The 24107-nt window shown below is 71.6% G+C and carries 23 protein-coding genes and 1 tRNA gene; 14 read left to right on the top strand and 10 right to left on the bottom strand.

Translation table 11 applies throughout. The features are described 5' to 3' along the window. The first annotated feature begins 11 nt into the window (after positions 1-11). Both ACZ7HQ_RS25240 and ACZ7HQ_RS25235 read left to right on the top strand, forming a co-directional pair. The gene (locus ACZ7HQ_RS25240) at positions 12-650 is read left to right on the top strand and encodes an ATP-binding protein (protein WP_470994065.1); all 639 of its coding nucleotides are present in this window, start codon (positions 12-14) and stop codon (positions 648-650) included. 224 nt (positions 651-874) lie between these two features. Continuing rightward, positions 875-1840, top strand: coding sequence for a DUF5926 family protein (locus ACZ7HQ_RS25235; protein ID WP_470994063.1), 966 nt, complete (start codon positions 875-877; stop codon positions 1838-1840). Between the two features lie 238 nt (positions 1841-2078). On the opposite strand, the gene ACZ7HQ_RS25230 is transcribed toward ACZ7HQ_RS25235, so the two are convergent. Further along, a complete protein-coding gene (locus tag ACZ7HQ_RS25230; RefSeq protein WP_470994061.1) occupies positions 2079-2810 on the bottom strand; it encodes a hypothetical protein in 732 nt (243 codons plus the stop codon). 55 nt (positions 2811-2865) lie between these two features. Then, complete coding sequence (locus ACZ7HQ_RS25225; protein ID WP_470994059.1) at positions 2866-3531, bottom strand: bifunctional DNA primase/polymerase; 666 nt, start codon at positions 3529-3531, stop codon at positions 2866-2868. Between the two features lie 610 nt (positions 3532-4141). Here ACZ7HQ_RS25225 and ACZ7HQ_RS25220 point away from each other — a divergent pair. The 3 genes from ACZ7HQ_RS25220 (at position 4142) to pdxR (ending at position 8649) form a co-directional block, all read left to right on the top strand. Continuing rightward, on the top strand, positions 4142-5524 hold the full coding sequence (locus ACZ7HQ_RS25220; protein ID WP_470994058.1) for a PP2C family protein-serine/threonine phosphatase: 1383 nt from the start codon (positions 4142-4144) through the stop codon (positions 5522-5524). Between the two features lie 147 nt (positions 5525-5671). Next, positions 5672-7156, top strand: coding sequence for an aminopeptidase P family protein (locus ACZ7HQ_RS25215; RefSeq protein ID WP_470994057.1), 1485 nt, complete (start codon positions 5672-5674; stop codon positions 7154-7156). A gap of 125 nt (positions 7157-7281) precedes the next feature. Beyond that, positions 7282-8649 (top strand): MocR-like pyridoxine biosynthesis transcription factor PdxR, encoded by a 1368-nt coding sequence (gene pdxR, locus ACZ7HQ_RS25210; protein WP_470994055.1) that lies wholly within the window; start codon positions 7282-7284, stop codon positions 8647-8649. 17 nt (positions 8650-8666) lie between these two features. Here the strand turns inward: pdxR and ACZ7HQ_RS25205 are convergent, their stop codons facing one another. Both ACZ7HQ_RS25205 and ACZ7HQ_RS25200 read right to left on the bottom strand, forming a co-directional pair. Beyond that, positions 8667-9230 (bottom strand): GNAT family N-acetyltransferase, encoded by a 564-nt coding sequence (locus ACZ7HQ_RS25205; RefSeq protein WP_470994052.1) that lies wholly within the window; start codon positions 9228-9230, stop codon positions 8667-8669. 40 nt (positions 9231-9270) lie between these two features. Then, positions 9271-9717: an ATP-binding protein gene (locus tag ACZ7HQ_RS25200; protein ID WP_470994049.1), complete on the bottom strand. Its 447-nt coding sequence runs from the start codon at positions 9715-9717 to the stop codon at positions 9271-9273. Positions 9718-9904: 187 nt separating this feature from the next. Here ACZ7HQ_RS25200 and ACZ7HQ_RS25195 point away from each other — a divergent pair, with 187 nt between their 5' ends. The 9 genes from ACZ7HQ_RS25195 to ACZ7HQ_RS25155 all read left to right on the top strand — a co-directional run bounded on the left by ACZ7HQ_RS25195 (position 9905) and on the right by ACZ7HQ_RS25155 (position 19720). Beyond that, positions 9905-10765 (top strand): hypothetical protein, encoded by an 861-nt coding sequence (locus ACZ7HQ_RS25195; protein WP_470994047.1) that lies wholly within the window; start codon positions 9905-9907, stop codon positions 10763-10765. Positions 10766-10909: 144 nt separating this feature from the next. Then, positions 10910-11680: a YcnI family copper-binding membrane protein gene (locus tag ACZ7HQ_RS25190; RefSeq protein ID WP_470994045.1), complete on the top strand. Its 771-nt coding sequence runs from the start codon at positions 10910-10912 to the stop codon at positions 11678-11680. 49 nt (positions 11681-11729) lie between these two features. Beyond that, entirely contained in the window at positions 11730-12383 is a 654-nt protein-coding gene (locus ACZ7HQ_RS25185; RefSeq protein ID WP_470994042.1) for an SCO family protein, read from the top strand. Continuing rightward, on the top strand, positions 12380-12853 hold the full coding sequence (locus ACZ7HQ_RS25180) for a copper chaperone PCu(A)C (RefSeq protein ID WP_470994040.1): 474 nt from the start codon (positions 12380-12382) through the stop codon (positions 12851-12853). The genes ACZ7HQ_RS25185 and ACZ7HQ_RS25180 overlap by 4 nt, the downstream gene beginning before the upstream one ends. A gap of 17 nt (positions 12854-12870) precedes the next feature. Then, positions 12871-14808 carry a copper resistance CopC/CopD family protein gene (locus ACZ7HQ_RS25175; protein WP_470994038.1) on the top strand — a complete coding sequence of 646 codons (1938 nt, stop codon included), beginning with the start codon at positions 12871-12873 and terminating at the stop codon, positions 14806-14808. Between the two features lie 8 nt (positions 14809-14816). Then, positions 14817-16100 carry an iron uptake transporter deferrochelatase/peroxidase subunit gene (gene efeB / locus ACZ7HQ_RS25170; RefSeq protein ID WP_470994035.1) on the top strand — a complete coding sequence of 428 codons (1284 nt, stop codon included), beginning with the start codon at positions 14817-14819 and terminating at the stop codon, positions 16098-16100. Positions 16101-16182: 82 nt separating this feature from the next. After that, entirely contained in the window at positions 16183-17115 is a 933-nt protein-coding gene (pheA, locus tag ACZ7HQ_RS25165) for a prephenate dehydratase (RefSeq protein WP_470994033.1), read from the top strand. A gap of 530 nt (positions 17116-17645) precedes the next feature. Further along, positions 17646-18923: a serine--tRNA ligase gene (gene serS / locus ACZ7HQ_RS25160; RefSeq protein ID WP_470994031.1), complete on the top strand. Its 1278-nt coding sequence runs from the start codon at positions 17646-17648 to the stop codon at positions 18921-18923. After that, positions 18920-19720, top strand: coding sequence for an HAD family hydrolase (locus ACZ7HQ_RS25155; protein WP_470994028.1), 801 nt, complete (start codon positions 18920-18922; stop codon positions 19718-19720). Before serS ends, ACZ7HQ_RS25155 begins: the two co-directional genes overlap by 4 nt. An 18-nt stretch (positions 19721-19738) precedes the next feature. On the opposite strand, the gene ACZ7HQ_RS25150 is transcribed toward ACZ7HQ_RS25155, so the two are convergent. The 6 genes from ACZ7HQ_RS25150 to ACZ7HQ_RS25125 form a co-directional block, all read right to left on the bottom strand. Further along, a tRNA-Ser gene (locus ACZ7HQ_RS25150) sits at positions 19739-19823 on the bottom strand. Positions 19824-20072: 249 nt separating this feature from the next. Next, positions 20073-20315 (bottom strand): SGM_3592 family protein, encoded by a 243-nt coding sequence (locus ACZ7HQ_RS25145; protein WP_470994026.1) that lies wholly within the window; start codon positions 20313-20315, stop codon positions 20073-20075. 78 nt (positions 20316-20393) lie between these two features. Beyond that, positions 20394-21110 carry an ABC transporter permease gene (locus tag ACZ7HQ_RS25140; RefSeq protein WP_470994023.1) on the bottom strand — a complete coding sequence of 239 codons (717 nt, stop codon included), beginning with the start codon at positions 21108-21110 and terminating at the stop codon, positions 20394-20396. Between the two features lie 9 nt (positions 21111-21119). Next, the gene (locus tag ACZ7HQ_RS25135; RefSeq protein WP_470994021.1) at positions 21120-22031 is read right to left on the bottom strand and encodes an ABC transporter ATP-binding protein; all 912 of its coding nucleotides are present in this window, start codon (positions 22029-22031) and stop codon (positions 21120-21122) included. Beyond that, positions 22028-22936, bottom strand: a complete 909-nt coding sequence (locus tag ACZ7HQ_RS25130) for an ABC transporter permease subunit (RefSeq protein WP_470994018.1) — start codon at positions 22934-22936, stop codon at positions 22028-22030. The genes ACZ7HQ_RS25135 and ACZ7HQ_RS25130 overlap by 4 nt, the downstream gene beginning before the upstream one ends. Further along, on the bottom strand, positions 22926-23909 hold the full coding sequence (locus ACZ7HQ_RS25125) for an ABC transporter ATP-binding protein (protein ID WP_470994408.1): 984 nt from the start codon (positions 23907-23909) through the stop codon (positions 22926-22928). The genes ACZ7HQ_RS25130 and ACZ7HQ_RS25125 overlap by 11 nt, the downstream gene beginning before the upstream one ends. Positions 23910-24107: the final 198 nt, after the last annotated feature.

Raw genomic sequence — 24107 nt, 5'->3', positions numbered from 1 at the left:
GGCCGTTGCAAATGCGTCACCGGAAGGGGATTGGCCGGTTTCCGGTACAGGCCAATGGGGCATCCACACCGTGGCGTGGGGCAAAGGAGGTCTCGGGGGTGGCGTTGGTGGTGGCACAGGAGGTGCCCACGTCGTCGAGCATGGCCGTACCCCATGGCCCTGCGGGCGTGGGGAAGGCGAGGCACCGGATGCGTTCACAGTTGCGCAGCGGTGGCGTGGCCGAAGCGGTCATCGACGATGCCGTACTGATCCTTTCCGAACTGTTGAGCAACGCCTGCAAACACGGGCGGCCGCTGGGTGACGCGCTCTCGGGCGACGGTGACGTGCGCGCCGCGTGGCGGGTCGACCCACGGGGCCGGCTGGTCGTCGAGGTGACGGACGGCGGCGGTCCGACCCGGCCGGCGCCGGCCACCCCGTCGGTGACCGCGCACGGCGGCCGCGGGCTGAACATCATCACGGCCCTCGCCGACGACTGGGGCGTCCGGGACGGCGTCCGCGGCGAGGTGACGGTCTGGGTGGTGGTCCACGAGGACGTCCACGATCCCGACGCCGGGGCGCGCCCGGACGGTTTCGCTACGCGCGTCACGGCACCCGTTCTCGCGGACATGGCCGACCTGGACTTCGCGGACGCCTTCGAGGACCTGGACTGACCTTCGAGGACCTGGACCGGCCTTCGAGGGTCTCGACTCGGCCTCCGAGGACCTGGACCGGCCTTCGAGGGTCTCGACCGGCCTTCGAGGAACGGGAAGTTGTCCACAGGTTCACTCCCCTGGCGTCCCGCGGGCGTGCGTTGTCCACAGGTTCCCGCCGGTCATGGCCCGAACGGCTAGGCTCGCGCCCGTACCAGAAGAGCCGTAACCGGGAGACACCCACGATGGCCAAGAAGCGACCCCAGACGAAGGCCGAGCGGCCGCAGCTCAGTGATGCAGAGGTCCCGGTGGTCGGCGCCCGCGAGCCCTGCCCCTGCGGCAGCGGCCGGCGCTACAAGGCGTGCCACGGCCGGGCTGCGGCACACGCGGCGACCGAGCTGGTGCACCGCCCGTTCGAGGGGCTGCCCGGTGAGTGCGACTGGGTGGCGCTGCGCGAGCTGGTGCCGGCCGCGACGGTCGAGCTGACCCTCAAGGACGGCCTGCCCGAGGGCGTTCCCTCGGTCACGCTCGCCACGGTGCTGCCGATGGCCTGGCCCGCCCTGCGCCGCGACGACGGCTCGGTCCTGCTCGGCCTGCAGAACGACACGTCGTCCGGCGACCTCAGCCGCGACCTCGCCGACACCCTGCAGCGCGCGCTCCGGGCCGACCCCGGCACCCCGGTGCAGGGCCGCCGCGCCCCGGCCGGCGGCCCGCGGCTGCAGGAACTGCTCGACCCGGAGGCGCCGTTCGAGCCGGTCGTGCACGAAGGATTCGAGTTCTGGGTGCCGGACGCGGAGAACGCCACGCCGGAGGTGACCGCCTCCCTGGAGCGGGCCAACGCCGCCGCCATCCCGACGGCGAAGCTGACCGGCGTGGACGCGGCGTACTGGTGCCAGACCCCGGAGAAGAACCACCTGCGCTGGGTGATGCCGCATCCGGAGGAGCAGCTTCTGGACGCTCTCGCCCGGCTGCACGCGGCGGGCCGCTCCAGCCTGGGCGAGGGCACCCGGCTCGTGGGCTCCTTCCGCGCGCACGGCCTCACCGTCCCGGTCTGGGACCTGCCGAGCGGGGTCACGGCGGACGACGTGGAGAAGCCGGCCGCCGAGTTCGCCGAGCGGCTCGCCGCCGCCCTGACCGCCACCGAGCCGCTCACGGCGGACGAGCGCCGGGCACGCGGCGGGCTGACCAACCGGCAGGTCACCCTCAGCTGACGGCACGCGCGGGTCGCGACTGAACGGTCGGTAAGGCACGGAGCGGCCCGCGCACCAGGTGACTCCTGTCACAACTCCCCGCTGTGACAGGGAAATCGGTGGCCGAATGACCCGGGCGGAATTTGCTAACCGCCGATCTCTTGTTACCGTTCCAGTAGCCCGGTTGCTGGTGCATCCCCCGTCGCCAGCAACCGGGTCTTTGTATCTCCGCGAGCGCCACACATCGCGTCGCGGGCCGTCAACTCCCCTTCTGTACGACGGAGTTGCTGTCACGGTCCGACGAATCACTGCCCGAGCGCAGCAGCAGGGCGCCGTCGGTGCCGCGCGAGGCGAACTCGGTGACGGCCGTATAGCCCTCCGGTCCCCCCTTGCTGCGCTGACGGGGTGTCTCGCAGGTGGCGGGCTCGTCGTCGGTGCTCGTGACACAGCGCATCTGCAGCGTGTGGCCGTCCGGCCCCATCAGGCTCAGCACGGAGTCCAGCGGCTTGCCGGTGGCGTTGCGGTAGTAGGTGCGGGCCCAGGTGTCCTTGCCCTGGGTCAGCACACACGTCTGCGCCTCGATGCCGTCCGGCGAGGTGAGCTGGGGGCCGCACCGCGCGGCGGTGGCCAGGCCCAGCCCGAGCAGCCGGGACGCCCCGCCGGACGGCACGATCTTGCCGTCCGCGATCCCGACGCCGTCGTCGCTTCCGGCCGTGCCGTCCTCGGTGGCGCCGGCGCCGTCGTCGCTTCCGGACTCGCCCTTTCGCCCTGGCTTCTCCCCGCCGTGCGGCTTTGCGGCCGCCGCGTGCCGGGCCGCCTCGCGCACCTGCTCCGCGGACGCCACGGCCAGCGGCAGCACGACCGCGGCCGTCACGACGCCGAGCAGCGCGAGGAGCCGCAGCCTTTGGGAGTCCGGCCCGCCCCGCTGTGGCGATCTGCGGCCGTGCCGCCCGGAGTTTCGACGGCTGTGTCCCCCAGAAATTCGCAGCATGTGCGGAAGATAACGATCGGGCGCGGCTCGCCCGCCTCGACCGCGCCGGAGATCCCTACAACTCGGGTGCGCTCACACCCGTACGAGTGAGGGCGTCGACCACGGCGTCGACGACGGCCTCCACATCGGGCACCCAGGGCGCGGCCGAGCCGGGCAGCGGGGCGCGCTCCCAGCGGACGGCGCCCTGGCCGGTCTCGGACGGGGGCAGGGCGAGATAGCCGCCCTCGCCGTGGAAGCGCAGGGAGCCGGGGACGAAGTCCTTGGCGTAGAGCAGTTCGCCCAACTGCTCCATGGAGTACGGCTTGACGAGCAGCGCCCAGCGGTTCGGCGAGGCGATCACCGGGCCGAGGCGCATGCCCCGCCGGTCGAGCAGGGCGAGGGCGCGTGAGGCGGCGAGCGCCGGCAGGCTGACCGCGCAGGGCGCCCTGCCTCCGGTGGCCAGGACGATCGGCGCGCTCGGCCGGTTGGCCCACCACCAGCGCACCATGCGCGCGTCGGTCGTGGCCGCGAGCAGGCCGGGGTCGAAGGGGTGCGCTCCGGGCACCGTGCACTCCGGGTCGGGGCAGGCGCAGCGGGCCCGTCCCTGCGGGTCCGGAGCCACACCCGGGAGTACGGGCCACTGCCACTCGGTCGCGAAGGTCAGGGCCGCGCCGATCAGCTCAGGCCGCCCGCCGTTCCGCCTGGACAGGAGCCTGCGTCGCCTTCCGAGGATCTCGCGCATGAGCGCTCGTTCCTTTCCGTTGCACCGCTGGCAACACCGTGGTCCACATCACACCATGTGTCGATCACTTCACTGTGCGTACCTGTTGGCGCATCACACCCCTGCGCACGGCAGGGGGAACCCCAGGGGGTCGAGCATGGGCCGCGTCCGCGTCCTTGGTGCATCCGTCAAAAGCACGGTGCGGCGCGAGGGTGGCGAAGTATGGCGTTTTGCCGTCGCGCGTGTTTCTCTCCGCCTCCGCCAGGGAGGATGGGGCTCGGCCGTCGGTGACTATGACGCCCGGGTCCGTCGCCAGGTTCCGGGTGGCCCCCAACCACCCCTGGCCTTCTCCGAGTACGTACCCATCACGACCGCTGTGACGCTCTGTGGAGCAAGGCCAGTCGACCGCAATGAACCGTTACCCGAGGCAGTTTTCAGCCAACTTGGCAGTAAGGCAAGGGGTTCGGAAGAAACCCTCACCAACCCCATGGACACCAGGAATCCCCGCAGGACAATGCTGGACATCCCCTCACGAGTGCGTGTACATGTGGAGACACTGCTAGCGGCGCAGAATGACATGGGGGTTTGCGATGCTTTTCAGCAATACGCACCGGTCTGAAGGCCGGACGCCATGAACGCCCCGCACCCACCGAAAGTGGCCGGAATCGATCCAACGGTTCCCACGCCCGCACACACTGTCGCGCCCGCAACCCCCTCCCCCAGCGCCTCTCCCGTCCCCGCCCCCCACGCCCCCGCGCCCGGCGCCGTCCTCCAGGACCGGCTGGCCGGCTGGGTCTCGGACCTCACGACTCTCCACGAACTCACCGAGCGCCTGTCCCGCACGGACACACTCGAAGGCGCCCTGCACGAGCTGCTGCGCGCCGGAGCCGCCCTCGTCGGCGCCCGCCGCGGCCTCGTCGCCCTCGAGCCCGGCGACGGCCTCGGCCCCCGCACCACCCTCGGCCTCGGCCTCGGCCGCGCCGACCTCGGCCACATCGAGACCGTCCCGCGCGGCGCGCTGCCGTACGACACCGGCACGGCCGACGAGATCGTCCACCCCGACCTGCTCGCCGAGGACGGCCTCGATCCCCGGCACCGGGAGGTGGCCGTCCGCCTCGGCTACGCCGCCAGCTACGCCCTGCCCCTGGCCACCCGATCCGCCGGCCGCCTCGGCGCCGCCGTCTGGTTCTACGACGAGCCCGCCGAACCCCACGAGCGGCAGCGCCATCTCGCCGGCCTCTACCTACGGCACGCCACCGAGCACCTCGCCCGCCTGCTGGAAGTGGCACGCGCACGCGCGTGCGTGGCGATCCTCACCGAGGAACTGCTGCCCACCCGGCTGCCCCGCGTGCCCGGCGTCCAGCTCGCCGCCCGGCACCGCACCGGCCCGCGCGGCGGCGGCGACTGGTACGACGCGCTGCCGCTGCCGGAGGCCGCGCTCGGCCTCTCCGTCGGCTCGGTCACCGGCTCGGGGCCGAGCGCCGTGGCCGCGATGGGCCGGCTGCGCGCCAGCCTGCGCGCGTACGCCGTGATGGAGGGCGAGGACCCGGTGGCCGTCCTGTCCGACCTGGAGCTGCTGCTGCGGCTGACCGAGCCCGCCCGCTCGGCCACCGCCCTGTTCGCCTACTGCGAGCCCGCCCTGCGCAAGGTCACCCTCGCCGGCGCCGGCCACAGCCCGCCGCTGCTGATCGGCGAGCGCCGCACCGAGTTCGCCGAGACCTCCGTCTCCGCACCGCTCGGCATGCTCGCCTGCTGGGAGGCGCCCAGCGTGGAGATCCAGGCCGAGGCGGGGGAGACGGTCCTGCTGTACACCGACGGGCTGCTGCACCGCACCGGCGACTCGATGGACCGTGCCTTCGCCCGGCTGCACTCGGCCGCCGCGAGCATCCCGCGCGCGGTGCGCCACGACCCCGGTGCCGTCGCCGACCACGTCCTGCGCACCGTCCTGCCGGACGGCCTGGACGCGGCCGACAGCGTGGAGGACGTGGTGCTGCTGGCGGCCCGGTTCGACTGAGCCCACCTGGCATGACCGGGCATAACAGGGCATCCGGCCCTGCTCCGCTCCTGGTACGACCGTACGATGATGGAGGTCCCCGCTCGGCCACAAGCAGGAGCGTCGCGGGCCCCGGGGGAGATCACAAGGCGTATCGAGGAGGATCACGTGTCCGACGAGCTCAACCCGGCTGTGCCCGACTCCGCTACCGCGGAGGGCCCCGAGACCGAGTCCGAGGAGCCCATCAAGCAGCGGAAGAACGGCCTGTACCCGGGCGTCTCCGACGAGCTGGCCGAGAACATGAAGTCCGGCTGGGCCGACACGGAGCTGCGTGACCTGAAGCCGATCCCGCAGGCCGCCGAGACCGCGCGCCGCCGCGCCGCGCTCTCCGCCCGCTTCCCGGGCGAGCGCCTGGTGATCCCGGCGGGCAACCTGAAGACCCGCTCGAACGACACCGAGTACCCCTTCCGGTCCTCCGTCGAGTACGCGTACCTCACCGGCAACCAGACCGAGGACGGCGTCCTGGTCCTGGAGCCGAAGGCCGACGGCCACGAAGAAACGATCTACCTTCTGCCCCGCTCGGACCGCGAGAACGGCGAGTTCTGGCTCTCCGGCCAGGGCGAGCTGTGGGTCGGCCGCCGCCACTCCCTCACCGAGTCCGAGGCGCTGTACGGCATCCCGGCCGCCGACGTGCGCGAGCTGGCCGACCGGCTGCGCGAGGCCACCGGCCCGGTCCGTGTCGTACGCGGCCACGACGCCGGCATCGAGGCCGCCCTGACCGACAAGGTCACCGCCGAGCGCGACGAGGAACTGCGCGTCTTCCTCTCCGAGGCCCGGCTGGTCAAGGACGACTTCGAGATCGGCGAGCTGCAGAAGGCCGTCGACTCGACGGTCCGCGGTTTCGAGGACGTCGTGAGGGTCCTCGACAAGGCCGAGGCCACGAGTGAGCGCTACATCGAGGGCACGTTCTTCCTCCGCGCGCGCGTGGAGGGCAACGACGTCGGCTACGGCTCCATCTGCGCGTCCGGCCCGCACGCCTGCACGCTGCACTGGGTGCGCAACGACGGCCCCGTCCGCTCCGGCGATCTGCTCCTGCTCGACGCCGGCGTGGAGACCCACACCCTCTACACCGCCGACGTCACGCGCACGCTGCCGGTCAACGGCACGTACAGCGAGATCCAGAAGAAGATCTACGACGCCGTGTACGAGGCCCAGGAGGCCGGCATCGCGGCCGTGAAGCCGGGCGCCAAGTACCGCGACTTCCACGACGCCGCCCAGCGCGTCCTCGCCGAGAAGCTCGTCGAGTGGGGCCTGGTCGAGGGCCCGGTCGAGCGCGTCCTGGAGCTGGGCCTGCAGCGCCGCTGGACCCTGCACGGCACCGGCCACATGCTCGGCATGGACGTCCACGACTGCGCCGCCGCGCGGACCGAGACGTACGTCGACGGTGTTCTGGAGCCGGGGATCGTGCTGACGGTCGAGCCGGGACTGTACTTCCAGGCCGACGACCTGACGGTGCCGGAGGAGTACCGGGGGATCGGGGTCCGGATCGAGGACGACATCCTGGTGACGGAGGACGGCAACAGGAACCTGAGCGCCGCGCTGCCCCGGCGGTCGGACGAGGTCGAGGCGTGGATGGCCTCGCTGAAGGGCTGATCTGAGATTCAATGGCCGGGTACCTGGGGGAGGTGCCCGGCCGTCGTCGTCTGCGGGTCCGTCCGTGGCTGGTCGTGCAGTTCCCCGCGCCCCTCACGGGGCGCTGCGCTCACGGGGGTGGAGAAGTGGACGATCTCTGGGCCGGCTTCGGCGTCGACCTGCATCTGGAGCCCGACTCGGCGGAGGGGCGCCGTATCGGGCTCGAGCGGGCATTGCGCAATGCCGTGCGGGACGGGCGGCTCGTGCCCGGGACCCGGTTGCCTGCCACCCGGCGGCTCGCCACCGAACTCGGCATCTCACGCGGCACCGCCAAGGCCGCCTACGACCAGCTCGTCGCCGAAGGCTATCTGACGGCGCGCCAGGGATCGGGCACCCGGGTCGCCGAGCTGCCGACCGTCGAGTCGGCCGAACCCGGCGCGGCGACACGCACGCGTGCCCCGCGTTTCGATCTGCGTCCCGGCAGCCCCGACGTCGGCGCGTTCCCGGCGGCGGCCTGGCTGCGCGCCCTGCGCGGGGCCATAGCGACGGCCCCCTCACTGGCGTACGACTACGGCGACCCGCGCGGCCGGATCGAGCTGCGCACCGCGCTCTCCGGCTATCTGGGCCGGGCGCGCGGGGTGCTCGCGCCGCCGGAGCGGATCGTCATCACCTCCGGGTACGTCCAGGGCCTCGCGCTCCTCACGCGCGTGCTGGACGGTGCCGCCGTGGCCATGGAGGACCCGGGGCTGCCGTTCCACCGGGAGGTGGTGCGGCGCAACGGCGGAACGGTCCTGCCGGTTCCCGTCGACGCGCGCGGGCTGCGCCCCGAGAAGCTGGGCGAGGCGGCCGCCGTGGTGGCCACCCCGGCGCACCAGTACCCGACCGGCGTGACCCTGCACCCCGAGCGGCGCCGGGCGCTCGGCGACTGGGCACGTGCGCGTGGCGGGCTGATCGTCGAGGACGACTACGACGGGGAGTTCCGCTACGACCGCCAGCCGGTGGGCGCGTTGCAGGGCATGGCGCCCGGACAGGTGGTGTACCTCGGCACCGCCTCCAAGACGCTCGGCCCGGCGCTGCGGCTCGGCTGGATGGTGCTGCCGCCCCAGCTGGTCGACGCGGTCGCCGACGCCAAGCTGCACAGCGACCACCACACCGAGACCATCGGGCAGCTGGCGCTCGCCGAGCTGATCGACAGCCATGCCTACGACCGGCACGTACGCGCGTGCCGGCTGCGTTACCGGCGCCGCCGCGACCAGTTGCTGGACCGGCTGGGCGCCGGGCGGAGCGTGCACGGGATCGCGGCGGGGCTGCACGCGCTGATCGACGTGCCCGACGAGACGGAGATGCTGGCCCGCGCGGAGGCCGAGGGCCTCGCCCTGGGCGCCCTGGGCGACCACTGGCACACCCCCGGCCCCGGCCGGCCGCAGGGCCTGGTCGTCGGCTACGGCACGCCCCGGGAACGGGCCTATCCGGAGGCGCTGGAGGTCCTGGCCAAGGTGCTGGACATGGGCTGAACCCGCCGAGCCCGGGCTCAGAGGACCGGATCGTCCTCGTGCAGGACCCGCTGGAAGAGCCGGCAGTCCCGCCACTCCCCGTCGATGTGCAGGTACTTCGGCGCCATGCCGATCGGTTCGAACCCGCACTTCTCCAGGACCCGCTGCGAGCCGGCGTTCCGCAGCAGGGTGGACGCCTCGATCCGGTGCAGCCCCACGGTGTCCCGCGCGACCTGGCACACCCGCTCCACCGCGGCGCTGGCAAGGCCCTGTTTCTGCTGGTCGGCGGCCACCCAGTAGCCGAGGGAGGAGCTGCAGAAGGGTCCTCGGACGACCCCGGTCAGGGTGATGGTCCCGACGATCCGCCCATCCGCCGCCTGGAGCACCCAGGGCACCGCGGCGCCCTCGGAGAACAGCCTCAGCACCCCGTCGATGCGCTTGCGCTGCCCCGCCTCGGTGAAGAAGGACTCCGGCCGGCGCGGCTCCCACGGCCGCAGGTGATCCCGGTTGTCCGCATAGGCCGCGCACAGCGCGCCCGCGTCGGCCTCCGTCACAAGCCGTAGCGTCACCCCGGCCGCTATCTCCCCGCTGTCGATTCGCATGCGGTCACTATGCCGTCCCTGGGCCGTCCCTGGGCCGTCCCTATGCCGTCAACAGGGAGGGATCCTTCTTCCACTTGAGGATCTTGTCGAAGCTGACCACCGTGCCGACCCGGCCGGGCCTGGGGCCGATGTGGACATGGTCGGCGAGTTCCCGGATGAGACAGAGCCCGCGGCCGTGCTCGGCATCCGGGCAGGCCGGCCGGATCTCGGGGGCGCGGGCGAGGCCCGGTCCGGAATCGGCCACCTCGATGCGGCACTTCTCGCCGTCGAGGTACGCGGTCACCCGGTACGCCTCCGAGGAGCCGCCGCTCAGGGCGTCACCGCCGTGCTCGACGGCGTTCGCGCAGGCCTCGCTCAGGGCGACGGACAGGTCGTAGGAGATCTCGGGATCGACGCCCGCCGTCTCCATGGTGCCGATCAGCAGCCGTCGGGCGAGCGGCACGCTCGCGGCCTCGCGGCGCAGATGGAGTGACCACCAGATGCTCATGCTCCAGCCTCCTGGCCGCGGCTCGACATACCGATACGTATTGCCGCCCGTAGGCGGACGTAAGCACACCGTTGACGTGACTCCGCCCATACAGCCGATGCGCGACGGGAGGAATCGGTGTATGAGGGGACGTTCCCGCGGCCCTGCCATGGGACGCCGGTAAGCGCAGTGCGATGATGAGGCCGCCATGACTGCCCCCCAGCCGCGCACGGCGCGCCCCGGAGCGGGGCTCCGGATCCTGCGGGCCGCGGTGTTCGCCGCGGTCTGCGTCGCGCTGGCCGCGTGCGGGCACACCCTTGCCTCCTGCGCGGGCGTGCCGCTGTGGTCGCTGGGCGCGGGCTTCCTCGGGTGCCTGCTGCTCGTGGCGCCGCTCGCCGGGCGGGCCCGCTCGCTGCCGGGCATCGCCGCGCTTCTCGCACTCGGCCAGACCGCGCTGCACACGCTGTTCGGACTGGGCCAGCACGGGGCCGCCATGGCCTCGGGCGCAATGGTTTCGGGCGGCACGGGGGGAGCGGCGCCGGGTGCGCGCGGCTCCTCGCTCGGCGACACCGCGCTGGTCGAGCAGGCCGCGCGCTTCCTGTGCGGGTCGAGCCCCGCCGCCCTGACCCCGGGGCGCGCCTTGCACGTCCTGCTCGCCGCGCACCTCATCGACCCCTCGGGCCGGCCCATGAACGTCATGCGCGGCATCCACCCCGCGCACGACGCCGGCGCCTCCTTCGCGGGGCTGCTGCCCTCGCTGCCGATGCTGCTCGGCCACGTCCTCGCGGCCGTCGCCGCCGGCTGGCTGCTGCGCCGCGGCGATCTGGCCCTGCTGCGGCTGATCGAGCTGTCGACGCATGGAGTCACGGAGGGGGCGCTCGTACGATCCCTGCGCGCCGCTCTCGCGCTGACGCACGCCCTGTGCGCCGGGCTGCTCCCCGCCGCCGGACCCGGCCCGCGCGGCCGTCGTAGCGCCCGGGACGAGGCACCCGGCCCGCACACCACCGCACTCCAGCACACGGTGATCCGGCGCGGACCGCCGGCCGCCGGTTTCCTCCTCGCCGCCTGACGCGACGCGCACCGCCACTCCACGAAGAGGCTGCCGCCGTCGCGCGGCACGCGCGTGCGCACCCGTGCACCCACCGAGTGACACGGTTCCGCACCCGCATACCTCTCTTCGTCACCTGAACTCTCAGAGTGGAGTGCTCCTGCCATGCAGGCTTCTCGTATCGCCTCCCGTCACGCCGTCTCGCGCCGCGTCGTCTCCCGTGTCGCCACCCGTGTCGCCGCCGCCGGCGCCGTCGCGGGCACGGCCGTACTGGCGCTGTCCGCCCCCGCCTTCGCGCACGTCACCGTGCAGCCGGAGACCCCCGCGGCCAAGGGCGGCTACGCGGTCGTCGACTTCAAGGTCCCCAACGAGCGCGACAACGCCTCGACCACCAAGGTCGAGGTCAGCCTCCCGGCCGGCCACCCGATCGCCTCGGTCATGCCGCAGGCCGTCCCCGGCTGGAACGCCCAGGTCACCAAGGCCAAGCTGGCCAAGCCGCTGACCCTGCACGGCGAGAAGATCGACGAGGCCGTCACCAAGGTCACCTGGACCGCCGCCGACGGCAAGGGCATCCGGCCCGGCTACTTCGAGAAGTTCCCGCTCTCCCTCGGCGCCCTGCCCGAGAACACCGACCAGCTCGTCTTCAAGGCGCTCCAGACCTACTCCGACCACGAGGTCGTGCGCTGGATCGAGGTGCCGCAGACCGGGCAGGACGAGCCGCAGAACCCGGCACCGGTGCTGGAGCTGTCCGCCGCCACCGACGACCACCACAGCACCGGGAGCGCCGAGGACGCCTCCGAGAAGACCGGGAACGCGTCCGCCGCCACCGGCTCCCACACCGACACCACCGCGCGCGTGCTCGGCGTGGTCGGCATCGTCGTCGGCGTCGCGGGCGTGGCCTACGGCGTCCTCGCGGGCCGCCGCCGCACCGTCTGAACCCCACCGCTTCCGCACCGCGCAGTACTCACGTCTGGGATATTTCTCTATGCGCAAGAAGACCTTCGCCGCGGCCGCGCTGCTCGCCGCCGCCACGCTGACCCTCTCCGCCTGCGGCAGCGGGAACGACGGCACCTCACCGGTCTCCGTGGTCTCGGAGGAGTCCGGCTCGGGCAAGGCCGCCACCGTCCTCGACCAGCCCTTCGAGAAGCCGGATCTGGTCCTCACCGACACGCACGGCAAGAAGTACGACCTCCGCAAGGAGACCAAGGGCCGTCCGACCCTGCTGTACTTCGGCTACACCCACTGCCCCGACATCTGCCCGACGACGATGAGCAACATCGCCGTCGCGAAGAAAGCGCTGCCCAAGGCCCAGCAGAACGATCTGCAGGTCGTGTTCGTCACCACCGACCCCGGCCGTGACACGCCCGCTGAGCTGGGCAAGTGGCTCAAGGGCATCGACCCGCAGTTCATCGGCCTGACCGGGGACTTCGCCACCATCCAGGCCGGCGCCCGCTCCGTCGGTATCTCTGTCGAGCCGACCACGAAGGACAAGAACGGCAAGCTGGTCTCCGTCCACGGCACCCAGGTCATCGTCTTCTCGCCGAAGACCGACGGCGGTTACGTCCTCTACGGCGAGGACGCCACGGTCGACGACTACACCAAGGACCTGCCCAAGCTCGTCAAGGGGGAGAAGCCGTGAGGCACCGCCCCGCCGTCCTGACCGCGGCCGCCGCGCTCGCCGGCGCCCTGGCCCTCGCGGGCTGCTCGGACTCCGGGTCCGGGTCCGGGTCCGCGACGGCCGAGCTGTCGGTGAACGGGCCGTACATGCCGCAGCCGGTCTCCGCCGACATGGCGGCCGGCTTTCTGACGATCACCAACAAGGGCGGCGCCAAGGACGAGCTGACCGCGGTGACCAGCGATGTCGCCGGCCAGGTCACCATGCACAGCACCATGGGCGGCGCCATGCGGGAGCAGACCTCCTTCGCCATACCCGCCCATGGTCAACTCGTGTTCAAAAGCGGCGGCAACCACCTGATGTTCGAGAAGCTGAAGCACCAGCCGAAGCAGGGCCAGACGGTCAGCGTGAAGCTCACCTTCGCCAAGTCCGGGCCCCTCACCGTCGAGATGCCGGTGAAGTCCGCCACGTACAACCCGTCGACCGGACACTGAAGGAGGGACCCCCCACCGTGACGCGGACCCACACCCCCACGCTGCACAGGGGCAGCCTGCGCACCCTGGTGCTGCTGCTCCTCGCCGTCACCGGCGCACTGCTCGCGGGTGCCGGACCGGCCTCCGCACACGCGGCGCTGACGGGCAGCGACCCCGCGCAGGGGGTGGTGGTCAAGCAGGCACCCAGCCAGGTGGCGCTCACCTTCTCCGAGAAGGTGGCGATGAGCGACGACTCCCTGCGCGTCCTCGACCCCAGGGGCAAGCCGGTCCAGACCGGCGGACCCGCCAACCTGAGCGGCACGACCTACGCCGTGAAGCTCAGGAGCGGCCTGGGCAAGGGCACCTACACGGTCACCTACCAGGTCGTCTCGGCCGACAGCCATCCCGTCTCCGGCGCGTACACCTTCTCCATCGGGGCGCCCTCGCAGACCGTGGTCTCCGACGCCGGGCCGGCCGCGGGCGGCGGGGTCGTGGGCGGGCTCTATGCCTTCGGGCGGTACGCCTCGTACGCCGGCTTCATCGTGCTCGCGGGCGGCGCGGCCTTCGTGCTCGCCTGCTGGCAGCGCGGCGCGGGCGTACGGTCCCTGCAGCGGCTGGTCGTCGGCGGCTGGCTCACGCTCACCGCGGCCACCCTGTGGCTGCTGCTCCTGCGCGGCGCGTACACCACCTCCGGGGAGGTCGCCGACGTCTTCGACCTCGGCCTGCTCGGCCAGGTGCTGCAGACCAAGACGGGTGCGGCGCTGGTGTCCCGGCTGCTGCTGCTCGCCGCGGCCGCACTGTTCATCGCCGTCCTCTTCGGTGCGTACGCCAAGCGGGAGGAAGGCGAGGAGAAGCGCGATCTGACGTTCGGGCTGGCGGTCGGCGGTGTGGTCGTCGCGGCGGGGCTCGCGACCAGCTGGGCCATGGCCGAGCATGCCTCGGTCGGGCTCCAGCCGGGCATCGCCATGCCGGTCGACGTCGTCCATCTGCTCGCGGTCGCCGCCTGGCTTGGCGGGCTCACCGCCCTGCTGGTCGCCCTGTACCGGGCACCCGCCGAGACACCGGTCCAGTCCGCCGCGGTCCGCCGTTTCTCCCGCGTGGCCTTCGGCAGCGTCGTGGCGCTCGTGGCGACCGGCACCTACCAGTCCTGGCGCCAGCTGGGCTCCTGGTCGGCGTTCACCGACACCCGGTACGGGCAACTGCTGCTGGTCAAGATCGGCCTGGTGGCGCTGCTGGTCGGCATCGCCTCGGTGTCGCGGCGCTGGACGGGCCGGCTCGCCGACACCGTCGCCGCCGCCAAGAAGAAGCCCGCGAAGGAGCGCGAGAAGGAGGCCGCGAAGGAGCGCGTCTCCGCGACGAAGGCGGCCGGAAAGAGCGGCGGCTCGGAGGACTCGAAGCGCGCCGCCGAGCTCGCCCGGCAGCGGGCCGCGATGGACGCGGCCCGCCAGAAGCGGGTGCGGGACGGCGATCCGAACCGCTTCGGGCTGCGCCGCTCGGTGCTCGCCGAGGCCGGTGTCGCGGTCGTCCTGCTCGCTGTCACCACCTGGCTGACCCAGACCGAGCCGGGCCGCACCGAACTGGAGGCCAGGGCCGCCACCTCGTCCTCTGCCGGCTCCGCGACGGCGCCCTCGAACGGCGCGCTCACCCTGGACATGCCCTTCGACACCGGCGGCACCGACGGCAAGGGCGTCGTCAGCATCGACCTCGACCCCGCGCGCGTGGGCGGCAACGAGATGCACGTGTACGTCCAGCGGCCCAACGGCCGGGCCTTCGACATCCCCGAGGTGAAGGTCGAATTCACCCTCGAGGCGAAGAAGATCGGCCCGCTTCCCGTCACCCCCGACCACATCACGACCGGCCACTGGTCGGCGAGCGGAGTGCAGATCCCCATGGCCGGCGACTGGAAGATCGCCGTCACCGTGCGGACCTCCGACATCGACCAGGTGACCGTCTCCAAGAACGCGCAGATCGGCTGAACGACACCATGCCCGACCAGTCCATCCCCCAGGCCCGTACGCCCGAATCCGCGGTGGCGGAGTCCGCGCCCGGCGGCGGCGCGGGCATCTCCCGGCGGACGCTGCTCGGCACCGCGGGCGCCACCGGTCTCGTGCTCGGCGCGGCCGGCGGGGCCGTGGGCTATGCCTCCGCCCCCGCCCAGGCCACGCCGCTGACCTCGGTGGGCTCCGAGCGGGCGATGTTTCACGGGAAACATCAGCCCGGCATCAGCGAGGGCCTCCAGGCACGCGGTCATCTCGTCGCCTTCGACCTGGCGGCGGGGGCGGGCCGCAAGGAGGCGGCGGCCCTGCTGCGTCGCTGGTCCACGACGGCCGAGCGGCTGATGGCGGGCGCGGCCGCACCGCACGACGACACCGATGTGGCCCGCGACGCCGGCCCCTCCTCGCTCACGATCACCTTCGGCTTCGGGCACTCCTTCTTCGGCAGGACCGGCCTGGAGAAGCAGCGGCCGACCGCGCTGGACCCGCTGCCGGACTTCTCCTCCGACCATCTCGACAAGGCGCGCAGCGACGGCGACCTGTGGGTGCAGATCGGCGCGAACGACGCCCTGGTCGCCTTCCACGCCCTGCGCGCGATCCAGAAGGACGTGGGGGCCGCGGCCCGGCTGCGCTGGCAGATGAACGGCTTCAACCGCACTCCGGGCGCCACCGCGCACCCCATGACGGCCCGCAATCTCATGGGCCAGCTGGACGGCACCCGCAACCCGAAGCCGGCCGACTCCGACTTCGACAAGCGGATCTTCGTGCCCGCCCCGGGCGAGCCCGCCTGGATGGCGAACGGCTCCTACGCCGTCGTACGCCGGATCCGCATGCTCCTGGACGACTGGGAGAAGCTGTCGGTGCCGGCGCAGGAGGCGGTCATCGGACGCCGGAAGTCCAACGGGGCGCCGCTGTCCGGCGGGGACGAGACGACCCCGATGGACCTGGAGAAGACCGACACCAAGGGCGCGTACGTCGTGCCGCTCAACGCGCACGCGCGGATCACCCGGCCCGACAGGAACGGCGGCGCGGCCATGCTGCGGCGCCCCTTCTCCTACCACGACGGCTTCGACGCGGACGGCACGCCCGACGCCGGTCTGCTCTTCGTCTGCTGGCAGGCGGATCCGCTGCGGGGCTTCGTACCGGTGCAGCGCAAGCTCGACCGGGGCGATGCGCTGTCGCAGTACATCCGGCACGAGGCGAGCGGGCTGTTCGCGGTGCCGGGCGGGGCGGCGGAGGGGGAGTATGTGGGGCAGCGTCTGCTGGAAGGGTGATTTTCCGGTTCCAAACCACCCGGTCGTGTGGTGGTCATGAGACACCGAGGCTGCTCGGCTCTGCGCCCATTAGGGTGAGGACATGCCAGCGAGCTATGCGTATCTCGGCCCCGAGGGCACCTTCACCGAGGTGGCCCTGCGCACGCTCCCGGAAACGGCCACCCGGGAGCTCGTCCCGTATGTGTCGGTTCAGTCCGCGCTGGACGCGGTGCGGACCGGCGAGGCCGAGGCGGCGTTCGTACCGATCGAGAACTCCGTCGAGGGCGGCATCACCACCACCCTGGACGAACTGGTCGCGGGCGAACCGCTGATGATCTACCGCGAGGTGCTGCTGTCGATCACCTTCGCGCTGCTGGTCCGGCCCGGCACGAAGCTCACGGACATCAAGACGGTCTCCGCCCACCCGGCCGCGCAGCCGCAGGTGCGCAACTGGATGCGCAAGCACCTGCCGGACGCCACCTGGGAGTCGGCCGCCTCCAACGCGGACGCGGCCCGTCTGGTCCAGGAGGGCCGCTACGACGCCGCCTTCGCGGGCGAGTTCGCAGCCGGCCGGTACGGCCTGGAGGCGCTGGAGACCGAGATCCATGACGCGGAGAACGCGCAGACCCGGTTCGTGCTGGTCGGCCGTCCGGCCCGGCCCGCCGCGCCGACCGGCGCCGACAAGACCTCGGTGGTGCTGTGGCAGCGCGACGACCACCCCGGTGCCCTGCGCGATCTGCTCGGCGAGTTCGCCTCGCGCGGGATCAACCTGATGCTGCTGCAGTCCCGGCCGACCGGTGCCGGCATCGGCAACTACTGCTTCTGCATCGACGCCGAGGGGCACATCTCCGACCGCCGTATGACGGAGGCGCTGATGGGCCTGAAGCGGATCTGTCTCCAGGTGCGTTTCCTCGGCTCCTATCCGCGCGCGGACCTCGGGCCGGCCGAGGCTCCGGCGACCAGGGCGGGGACCTCGGACGAGGAGTTCATGGCGGCGGCGGACTGGGTGGCACGGTGCCAGGACGGCCGGTTCTAGCCAGTCCTACCTGCGTATCATCGTTATCCACAGAGGTTATCCACAGGTGCCCTTCTCGACCTGGGGACAAGTCGACAGACAAGGCCGACCGAGTCGACAAATCGCCCTGCGGCCCACAGATCGGGTCACCGTCACCTGGGTCACCCTTCGTCCACCTGTTTCCTTTGGTTCATCTTTCAGGGCGACCGTTTTCCACCCGAAAGCAGGTGTCGAGGCGGTTTGACCCAGGAATTCTTCCCTCCGTTCCTCACTTCCGGAGTGATCAATTCCGAAATCCACAGACCTTCCACACAGCCTGTGGATAACCCAGCGGGGGATGTGGATTTCTGTGGACAACCAGCTCGCCAAGTCCCGTTCTCCACAAGGGGATCCAGTCAACCCGGCGCCCCGGAGATGCCCCGTCCCAGGGAGTGAGACACTTTTCCTTGACACGCTCGGCAATTACCGCATAGCGGAGCGTAAGCCGCGAATGGGAACACGTCGGAATAGAGATTCGTGAGCGGCAACCCAGCACCGGTAGCCTTGGCCTCGTGATTGACCTTCGCCTGCTCCGTGAGGACCCCGACCGTGTGCGCGCGTCCCAGCGCGCCCGTGGAGAGGACGTCGCGCTCGTCGACTCCCTCCTGTCTGCCGACGAGCGGCGCAGGTCCTCCGGCGTCCGCTTCGACGAGCTGCGTGCCGAGCAGAAGCAGCTCGGCAAGCTGATCCCCAAGGCCACCGCCGACGAGAAGGCCGAGCTGCTCAAGCGTGCCGAGCAGCTGAAGGCCGACGTCAAGGCCGCCGACGCCGAGCGCGACGCGGCCGACGCCGAGACCCAGGAGCTGCTGCTCCAGCTCGGCAACCTCGTCCACCCCGACGTCCCGGTCGGCGGCGAGGAGGACTTCGCCACGCTGGAGACGCACGGCACCATCCGTGACTTCGCCGCCGAGGGCTTCGAGCCCAAGGACCACCTGGAGCTGGGCCAGCTGCTCGGCGCGATCGACGTCGAGCGCGGCGCCAAGGTCTCCGGCTCCCGCTTCTACTTCCTCACCGGCGTCGGCGCCCTGCTGGAGCTGGCCCTGGTGAACGCGGCGATCGCCCAGGCCACCGCGGCAGGCTTCACCCCGATGCTGACCCCGGCGCTGGTCCGCCCGCAGTCCATGGCCGGCACCGGCTTCCTCGGCCAGGCCGCCCAGGACGTCTACCACCTCGACAAGGACGACCTGTACCTGGTCGGCACGTCCGAGGTGCCGCTCGCGGCCTACCACATGGACGAGATCATCGACGCCGACAGGCTGCCGCTGCGGTACGCGGGCTTCTCGCCCTGCTTCCGCCGCGAGGCCGGCTCGCACGGCAAGGACACGCGGGGCATCTTCCGCGTGCACCAGTTCGACAAGGTCGAGATGTTCACCTACGTCGCTCCCGAGGACTCCCAGGCCGAGCACCAGCGGCTGCTGGAGTGGGAGAAGCAGTGGCTGACCTCGCTGGAGCTGCCGTTCCGGGTCATCGACGTCGCCACCGGCGACCTCGGCGCCTCGGCCGCCCGCAAGTTCGACTGCGAGGCGTGGATCCCGACCCAGGGCAAGTACCGCGAGCTGACCTCGACCTCGGACTGCACCGAGTTCCAGTCCCGCCGCCTGTCGATCCGCGTCCGCGACGGCAAGCAGGTCAAGCCGCTCGCCACGCTCAACGGCACCCTGTGCGCCGTACCGCGCACGATCGTGGCGATCCTGGAGAACCACCAGCAGGCCGACGGCTCCGTCCGGGTCCCCGAAGTGCTGCGCCCGTACCTGGGCGGCCGGGAGGTCCTGGAGCCGGTCGCCAAGTGACCGGTTTCCCCTACCGATTGATCGCCACCGACCTCGACGGAACGCTCCTGCGCTCCGACGAGTCGGTCTCCGAGCGCACGCGTGACGCGCTCGCCGCGGCCACCGCGGCGGGCGCGGCCCACATCGTCGTCACCGGCCGCGCGGTCCCGTGGACCCGGCACATCCTGGACGACCTCGGCTACGACGGCCTCGCGGTCTGCGGCCAGGGCGCCCAGGTGTACGACGCCGGTGCGCACCGCCTGCTGACCTCGGTCACCCTGGACCGGCAGCTGGCGGGCGTGGCCCTGGCGAAGATCGAGGCCGAGGTGGGCCCGCTGTACCTGGCGGCCAGCCGCGACGGCCTCGACGGCGAGGTGCTGGTCGGCCCGGGCTACGCGGTCACGGGCACACTGCCCGCCACGCCCTTCACGGACGCGTCCGACCTCTGGGCGGCTCCGCTGGGCAAGATCTACCTGCAGCATCCGACCATGAGCGACGACGAGCTGGCGGAGGCCGCCCGGCAGGCGGCCGGAGGCTTCGTCACCGTGGCCATGGCGGGTGAGGGCATCGTGGAACTGCTCCCGCTGGGCCTTTCCAAGGCCACCGGACTGTCTCTCGCCGCCCGCCGCCTCGGTCTGAAGGCCGCCGACACGATCGCCTTCGGCGACATGCCCAACGACATCCCGATGTTCGCCTGGGCCGCTCACGGCGTGGCCATGGAGGGCGCCCACGAGGAGCTCCGCGCGGTGGCCGACGAGGTGACGGCGTCCAACGAGGACGACGGCATCGCGGTGGTGCTGGAGCGGTTGCTGGGCTGAGATGTCCGGCTTCTTCTGCGGAGGATGCACGGATCGAACGTGCGCGGGGTCGCCCCCGACCATGGCTTAGCAAGCCAGTGCCTTACCACTCGGCCAATCCTCCGGGAGGGCGGCCCACGCGAGAGACACATCGCGTGCTCGAAGCGGCCGCCCCGGGCAGCTCCTGGAGCTCCACGGTGGGGTAACTACACCGGAGCCGGCCTCGGGCTGCCCTGTCGGGAGCTGGGCGTACTGCCGTGCATGGACATCGCCCACCTCCTCTCCCAGAACGCGGCGCCGGGAGGTTCCCGGCGGGTGGGGCACAACCACTCTGCCCCGCCGCCGAGTTGAGCGCCACCGAATAAGGCGGGCGCTATCGGCGGCGCCACCGGCGTCTGCGCCCCTTGCTGAAGAACCAGCCCGCCGGCGGCTCGTCGGAGCGCCACGGCTGTGGCCCCGGCTCCTCGGCCCGCCAGCGGGCGGCGAGCATCCGGGCCCGGGCGGACGGCTCGGAGGTCTCGGCAGCGCGTATGAAGGCCTCGTCCAGGACCAGCCCGTCCCAGGCGTCGGCCTCGGGCTGCTCGCGCCCGTCGTTTCGGGGCGTCTCCTCCGCCATCACCGGCCTCCTAGCCGTACATCCACTGTGCCCAGTGTGCCGGGGACGGGGTGAAGCCCCCGTCAAGGCGCCCCGGGCCTACTCCTCGCCCGCCAGCTTCAGCGACCGCAGCTTCTGACCGGCGTACCAGGTGGCCAGCACGGTGACCGCGACCAGCAGCACGGTGGCCGTGGACAGGCCGACGTCCGAGGTCACCAGGTCACCGCCGGCGATCTTGTGGGCGACGGCCAGCGACCACTGCTGGACGCTCAGCGTGCGCGCGCCGGGCACCAGGGAGCCGAACAGGGCCTCCCAGACGAGGGCGTAGACGAGTCCGAAGACCACCGCGTGCCGGGAGACCGTGCCGAGGAGCAGGAACAGCGCGGAGTACGCGATGGAGCTGACCAGGGCGGCCACGGTGTAGGCGACGGCGATCTGCTGGCCGTTGCCGTTGAGGATCAGGCCCGCGATCAGCGTCGGCAGTGCCGAGAAGACCATGGTCACGCCGATGGCGACGATCAGCTTGGTGAAGATGATCGTGGTCCGCTTCAGCGGCTTGGACAGGAGGTAGACGACGGAGCCGTCGATCTCCGGGCCGATCGCACCGGTGCCCGCGATGACGCCGATGATCGGCACCATCGTGGCGATCGCGAAGCCGCCGAGCACGTCCGCGGCAATCTGGTCGTCGGCTCCCGTCAGGCCGCGCACGGCCACGGAGAGCACGATCAGCAGCAGCGGCAGCGCGCCCAGGATGAGGGCCCGACGACGGCCGAGCAGGGCCCGGTAGGTGAGCCGGGCGACGGTGGGGTCGTACATATGGGCCTCCTACGCCGCGACCAGGTACGAGAAGACGGACTCCAGGGACTCGTCGGACGGCGAGACCGTGAGCAGCCGGATGCCGTGGTCCCTGGCGACCTTCGGCAGCAGCGCGGTGAAACGGCCGAAGTCGACGGCCTGGACGCGCAGCGCGCCCTCGGTCAGGTCGACCTCGATGCCGGCCGTCGAGGGGTCGGCGATCAGCACGGCCGCGAGGGCGCGGTCGTCGCTGGAGCGGACCAGGTAGCGGTGCGGGCGGTCGGTCATCAGCCGGCGGATCCTGCGGAAGTCGCCGCTGGCCGCGTGCCGTCCGGCGACGACGACCTCGATGTGCCGGGCGAGCTGTTCGACCTCTTCGAGGATGTGCGAGGAGAACAGCACCGTGCGGCCCTCGTCGCCCATCTTCCGCAGCAGGTCCATCAGTTGCATGCGCTGGCGCGGGTCCATGCCGTTGAACGGCTCGTCGAGCAGGAGCAGCGACGGGTCGTGCACCAGCGCGCTCGCCATCTTCACGCGCTGCCGCATGCCCTTGGAGTACGTGGAGATCTTCCGGTCCTGCGCGTACTCCATCTCGACCGTGGCGAGGGCGCGTTGGGCGGCCTTGGCGCCGAGTCCGTGCAGTTCGGCGTTGGCGACGACGAACTCGCGGCCGGTCAGGAAGTCGTACATCGCCTCGCGCTCGGGGACGATGCCGATGTGCCGGTAGATCTGCTCGTTGCGCCACACCGGCTGTCCGTCGAGGGTCACGGTGCCGGTGGAGGGGGCGAGGAAGCCGCCCATCATGTTGATCAGGGTGGACTTGCCGGCGCCGTTGGGGCCGAGCAGGCCGGTGACACCGGGGCCGATGGTCATGGTGATGTCGTTGACGGCGACCACGTTGCCGAACCACCGGGAGACATGGTCGATGCTGAGCGTGGTCACAGTCCCACCTTCTTGTAGCGGCGCATCAGCAGGCCGTAGCTGCCGGCGATCAGTGCGAGCACGACCAGGACGTAGACGACGCCCTGCCCGGCCGACGGTTCGACCGAGCCGGGGTTGCGGGCGGTCGCGCCCAGGAAGGCCGACTGGACGCCGTCGATGAGCGTGACGGGCGAGAACAGGCCGATCCAGGGGATGGCGGAGGTGTGGTTCTGCACGTTGGCGATGGCCTGGAGCGTACTGACCGCCCCGTAGGAGATGATCATCACGGCGATCACCGCGGCGATGCCGAAGCCCCGGCGCGGGGTGACGGCGGCGATGACCAGGCCGATGCCGGCGAAGAGCAGGGAGAGCAGGGCCACGGAGACCAGTCCCTCGGCGAATTCCTTCGTCTGGTGGGCGAAGCCCAGTTTCGAAAGCAGCGCGCCCACGTACATCACGAGCAGGGGAGCGGCGGTGAGGATGAAGATCGCCGAGGCGAGCGCGGCGAACTTGGCGCGGACGTAGTCGGCGGTCTCGATGGGCCGCGAGAAGTACAGCGGTACGGTCTTGAAGCGCAGGTCGCGGGAGACGGCCTGGGGTGCCTGCGCGGCGACGTACAGGCTGATCACGGCCTGCAGCATGATCGCGTAGCGGGTGTAGGCGACCGGCAGTTCGTGCGCCTTGGTGGCGACCGCGACGGCCACCATGATGGCCGCGGGCACGCACATCACCGTGAACAGCAGCATCGGCAGCACCTTGGACTTGGCCGAGCGGCCGAGGCCGTAGGCGCCGCGCAGGGACTGCGAGTACAGCGAGCGGCGGGCGTAGGCGCGGCCGAGGCGCGGGCCGTCGTAGCCGCGGTAGCCGATGTCGTGGATGCGGGTCTGGTCGCCCGCGGGCGAGGTCAGGGGCTGCTCAACCGCCATGGCCGACGGCCTCCTTCCGTTGCTCGTCGTCGCTGTCCTGCTCGTCCGCGCTGGTGAACACCTCGGAGATGTGGTGCCGGCGCTGCTCCATGCGCACCAGGCCGAGGCCGAGGTCGGCGACGACGTCCCGGATCAGGTCGTGGGTCTCCTCACCCTGGGCCGTCAGCAGCAGGATGTGTCCGGCGCCGGGCAGGCCGGCACCCTCGTTCTCCGTGACCACTCCGCGCGCGTGGAGGGCGTCGCGGACCGCGCGGGTGCCGTCGGGGTGGGTGTCGCTGTCGGTGACCTCGATCGCGAGGGTGGTCGTGGTCTGCGTGAAGTCGGTGGTGGAGCTGGAGCGCAGCAGCTTGCCGCCGTCGATGACGACGACGTGGTCGCAGGTGCGTTCCAGCTCGCCGAGCAGGTGGGAGGTGACCAGGACCGAGATCCCGAACTCGGTGTGGATGCGGCGGATGAGGCCGAGCATCTCGTCCCGGCCGACCGGGTCGAGCCCGTTGGTCGGCTCGTCCAGGAACACCAGCTGCGGGTCGTGCACCAGTGCCTGGGCGAGCTTCACGCGCTGCTTCATGCCGGTGGAGTAGCCGCCGATGGGGCGGTAGCGCTCCTCGTACAGGCCGACGTGGCGCAGGGTGTCCGCGGTGCGCTCGCGCGCGGCGGTGGGCGGCAGGCCGGACATGCGCGCCATGTGGACGACGAACTCGGTGGCCGAGACGTCGGGTGGCAGGCAGTCGTGTTCCGGCATGTAGCCGACGCGCTCGCGGATGGCGCCGCCCTTGGTGGCGACGTCGAGGCCGAGCACCTCGGCACGGCCCTCGCTCGCGGGGGACAGACCCAGCAGGATCTTGATCAGGGTGGACTTGCCGGCGCCGTTGGCTCCGACGAGTCCGGTCACACCGGGCCCGATGTCCACGGACAGCCGGTCGAGCGCGGTCACCCGGGGGAACCGCTTGCTCAGGCTTTCGGTCGCGATCACAGTCACGCCTACGACGGTAGTGATCCGGGCCACGACCGTCGTCAGACCTCAGAGCCGTGTTCGCATCAGACCCAGGTATTACGGGGCCCTAAGGGATGCCCCACCCAGGGGTCCCCCCTGACGTGTCCCCGGCCTTCCACCGCTCCTATTGACGCCGCCTCTAACAACTGTCACATTCACCAGTGTCAAGTTACGGAC

The sequence above is a fragment of the Streptomyces sp. NPDC037290 genome, assembly GCF_055603245.1.
The sequence above is the reverse complement of the archived record's forward strand: the minus strand, read 5'-3'. Positions and strand labels throughout refer to the sequence as shown.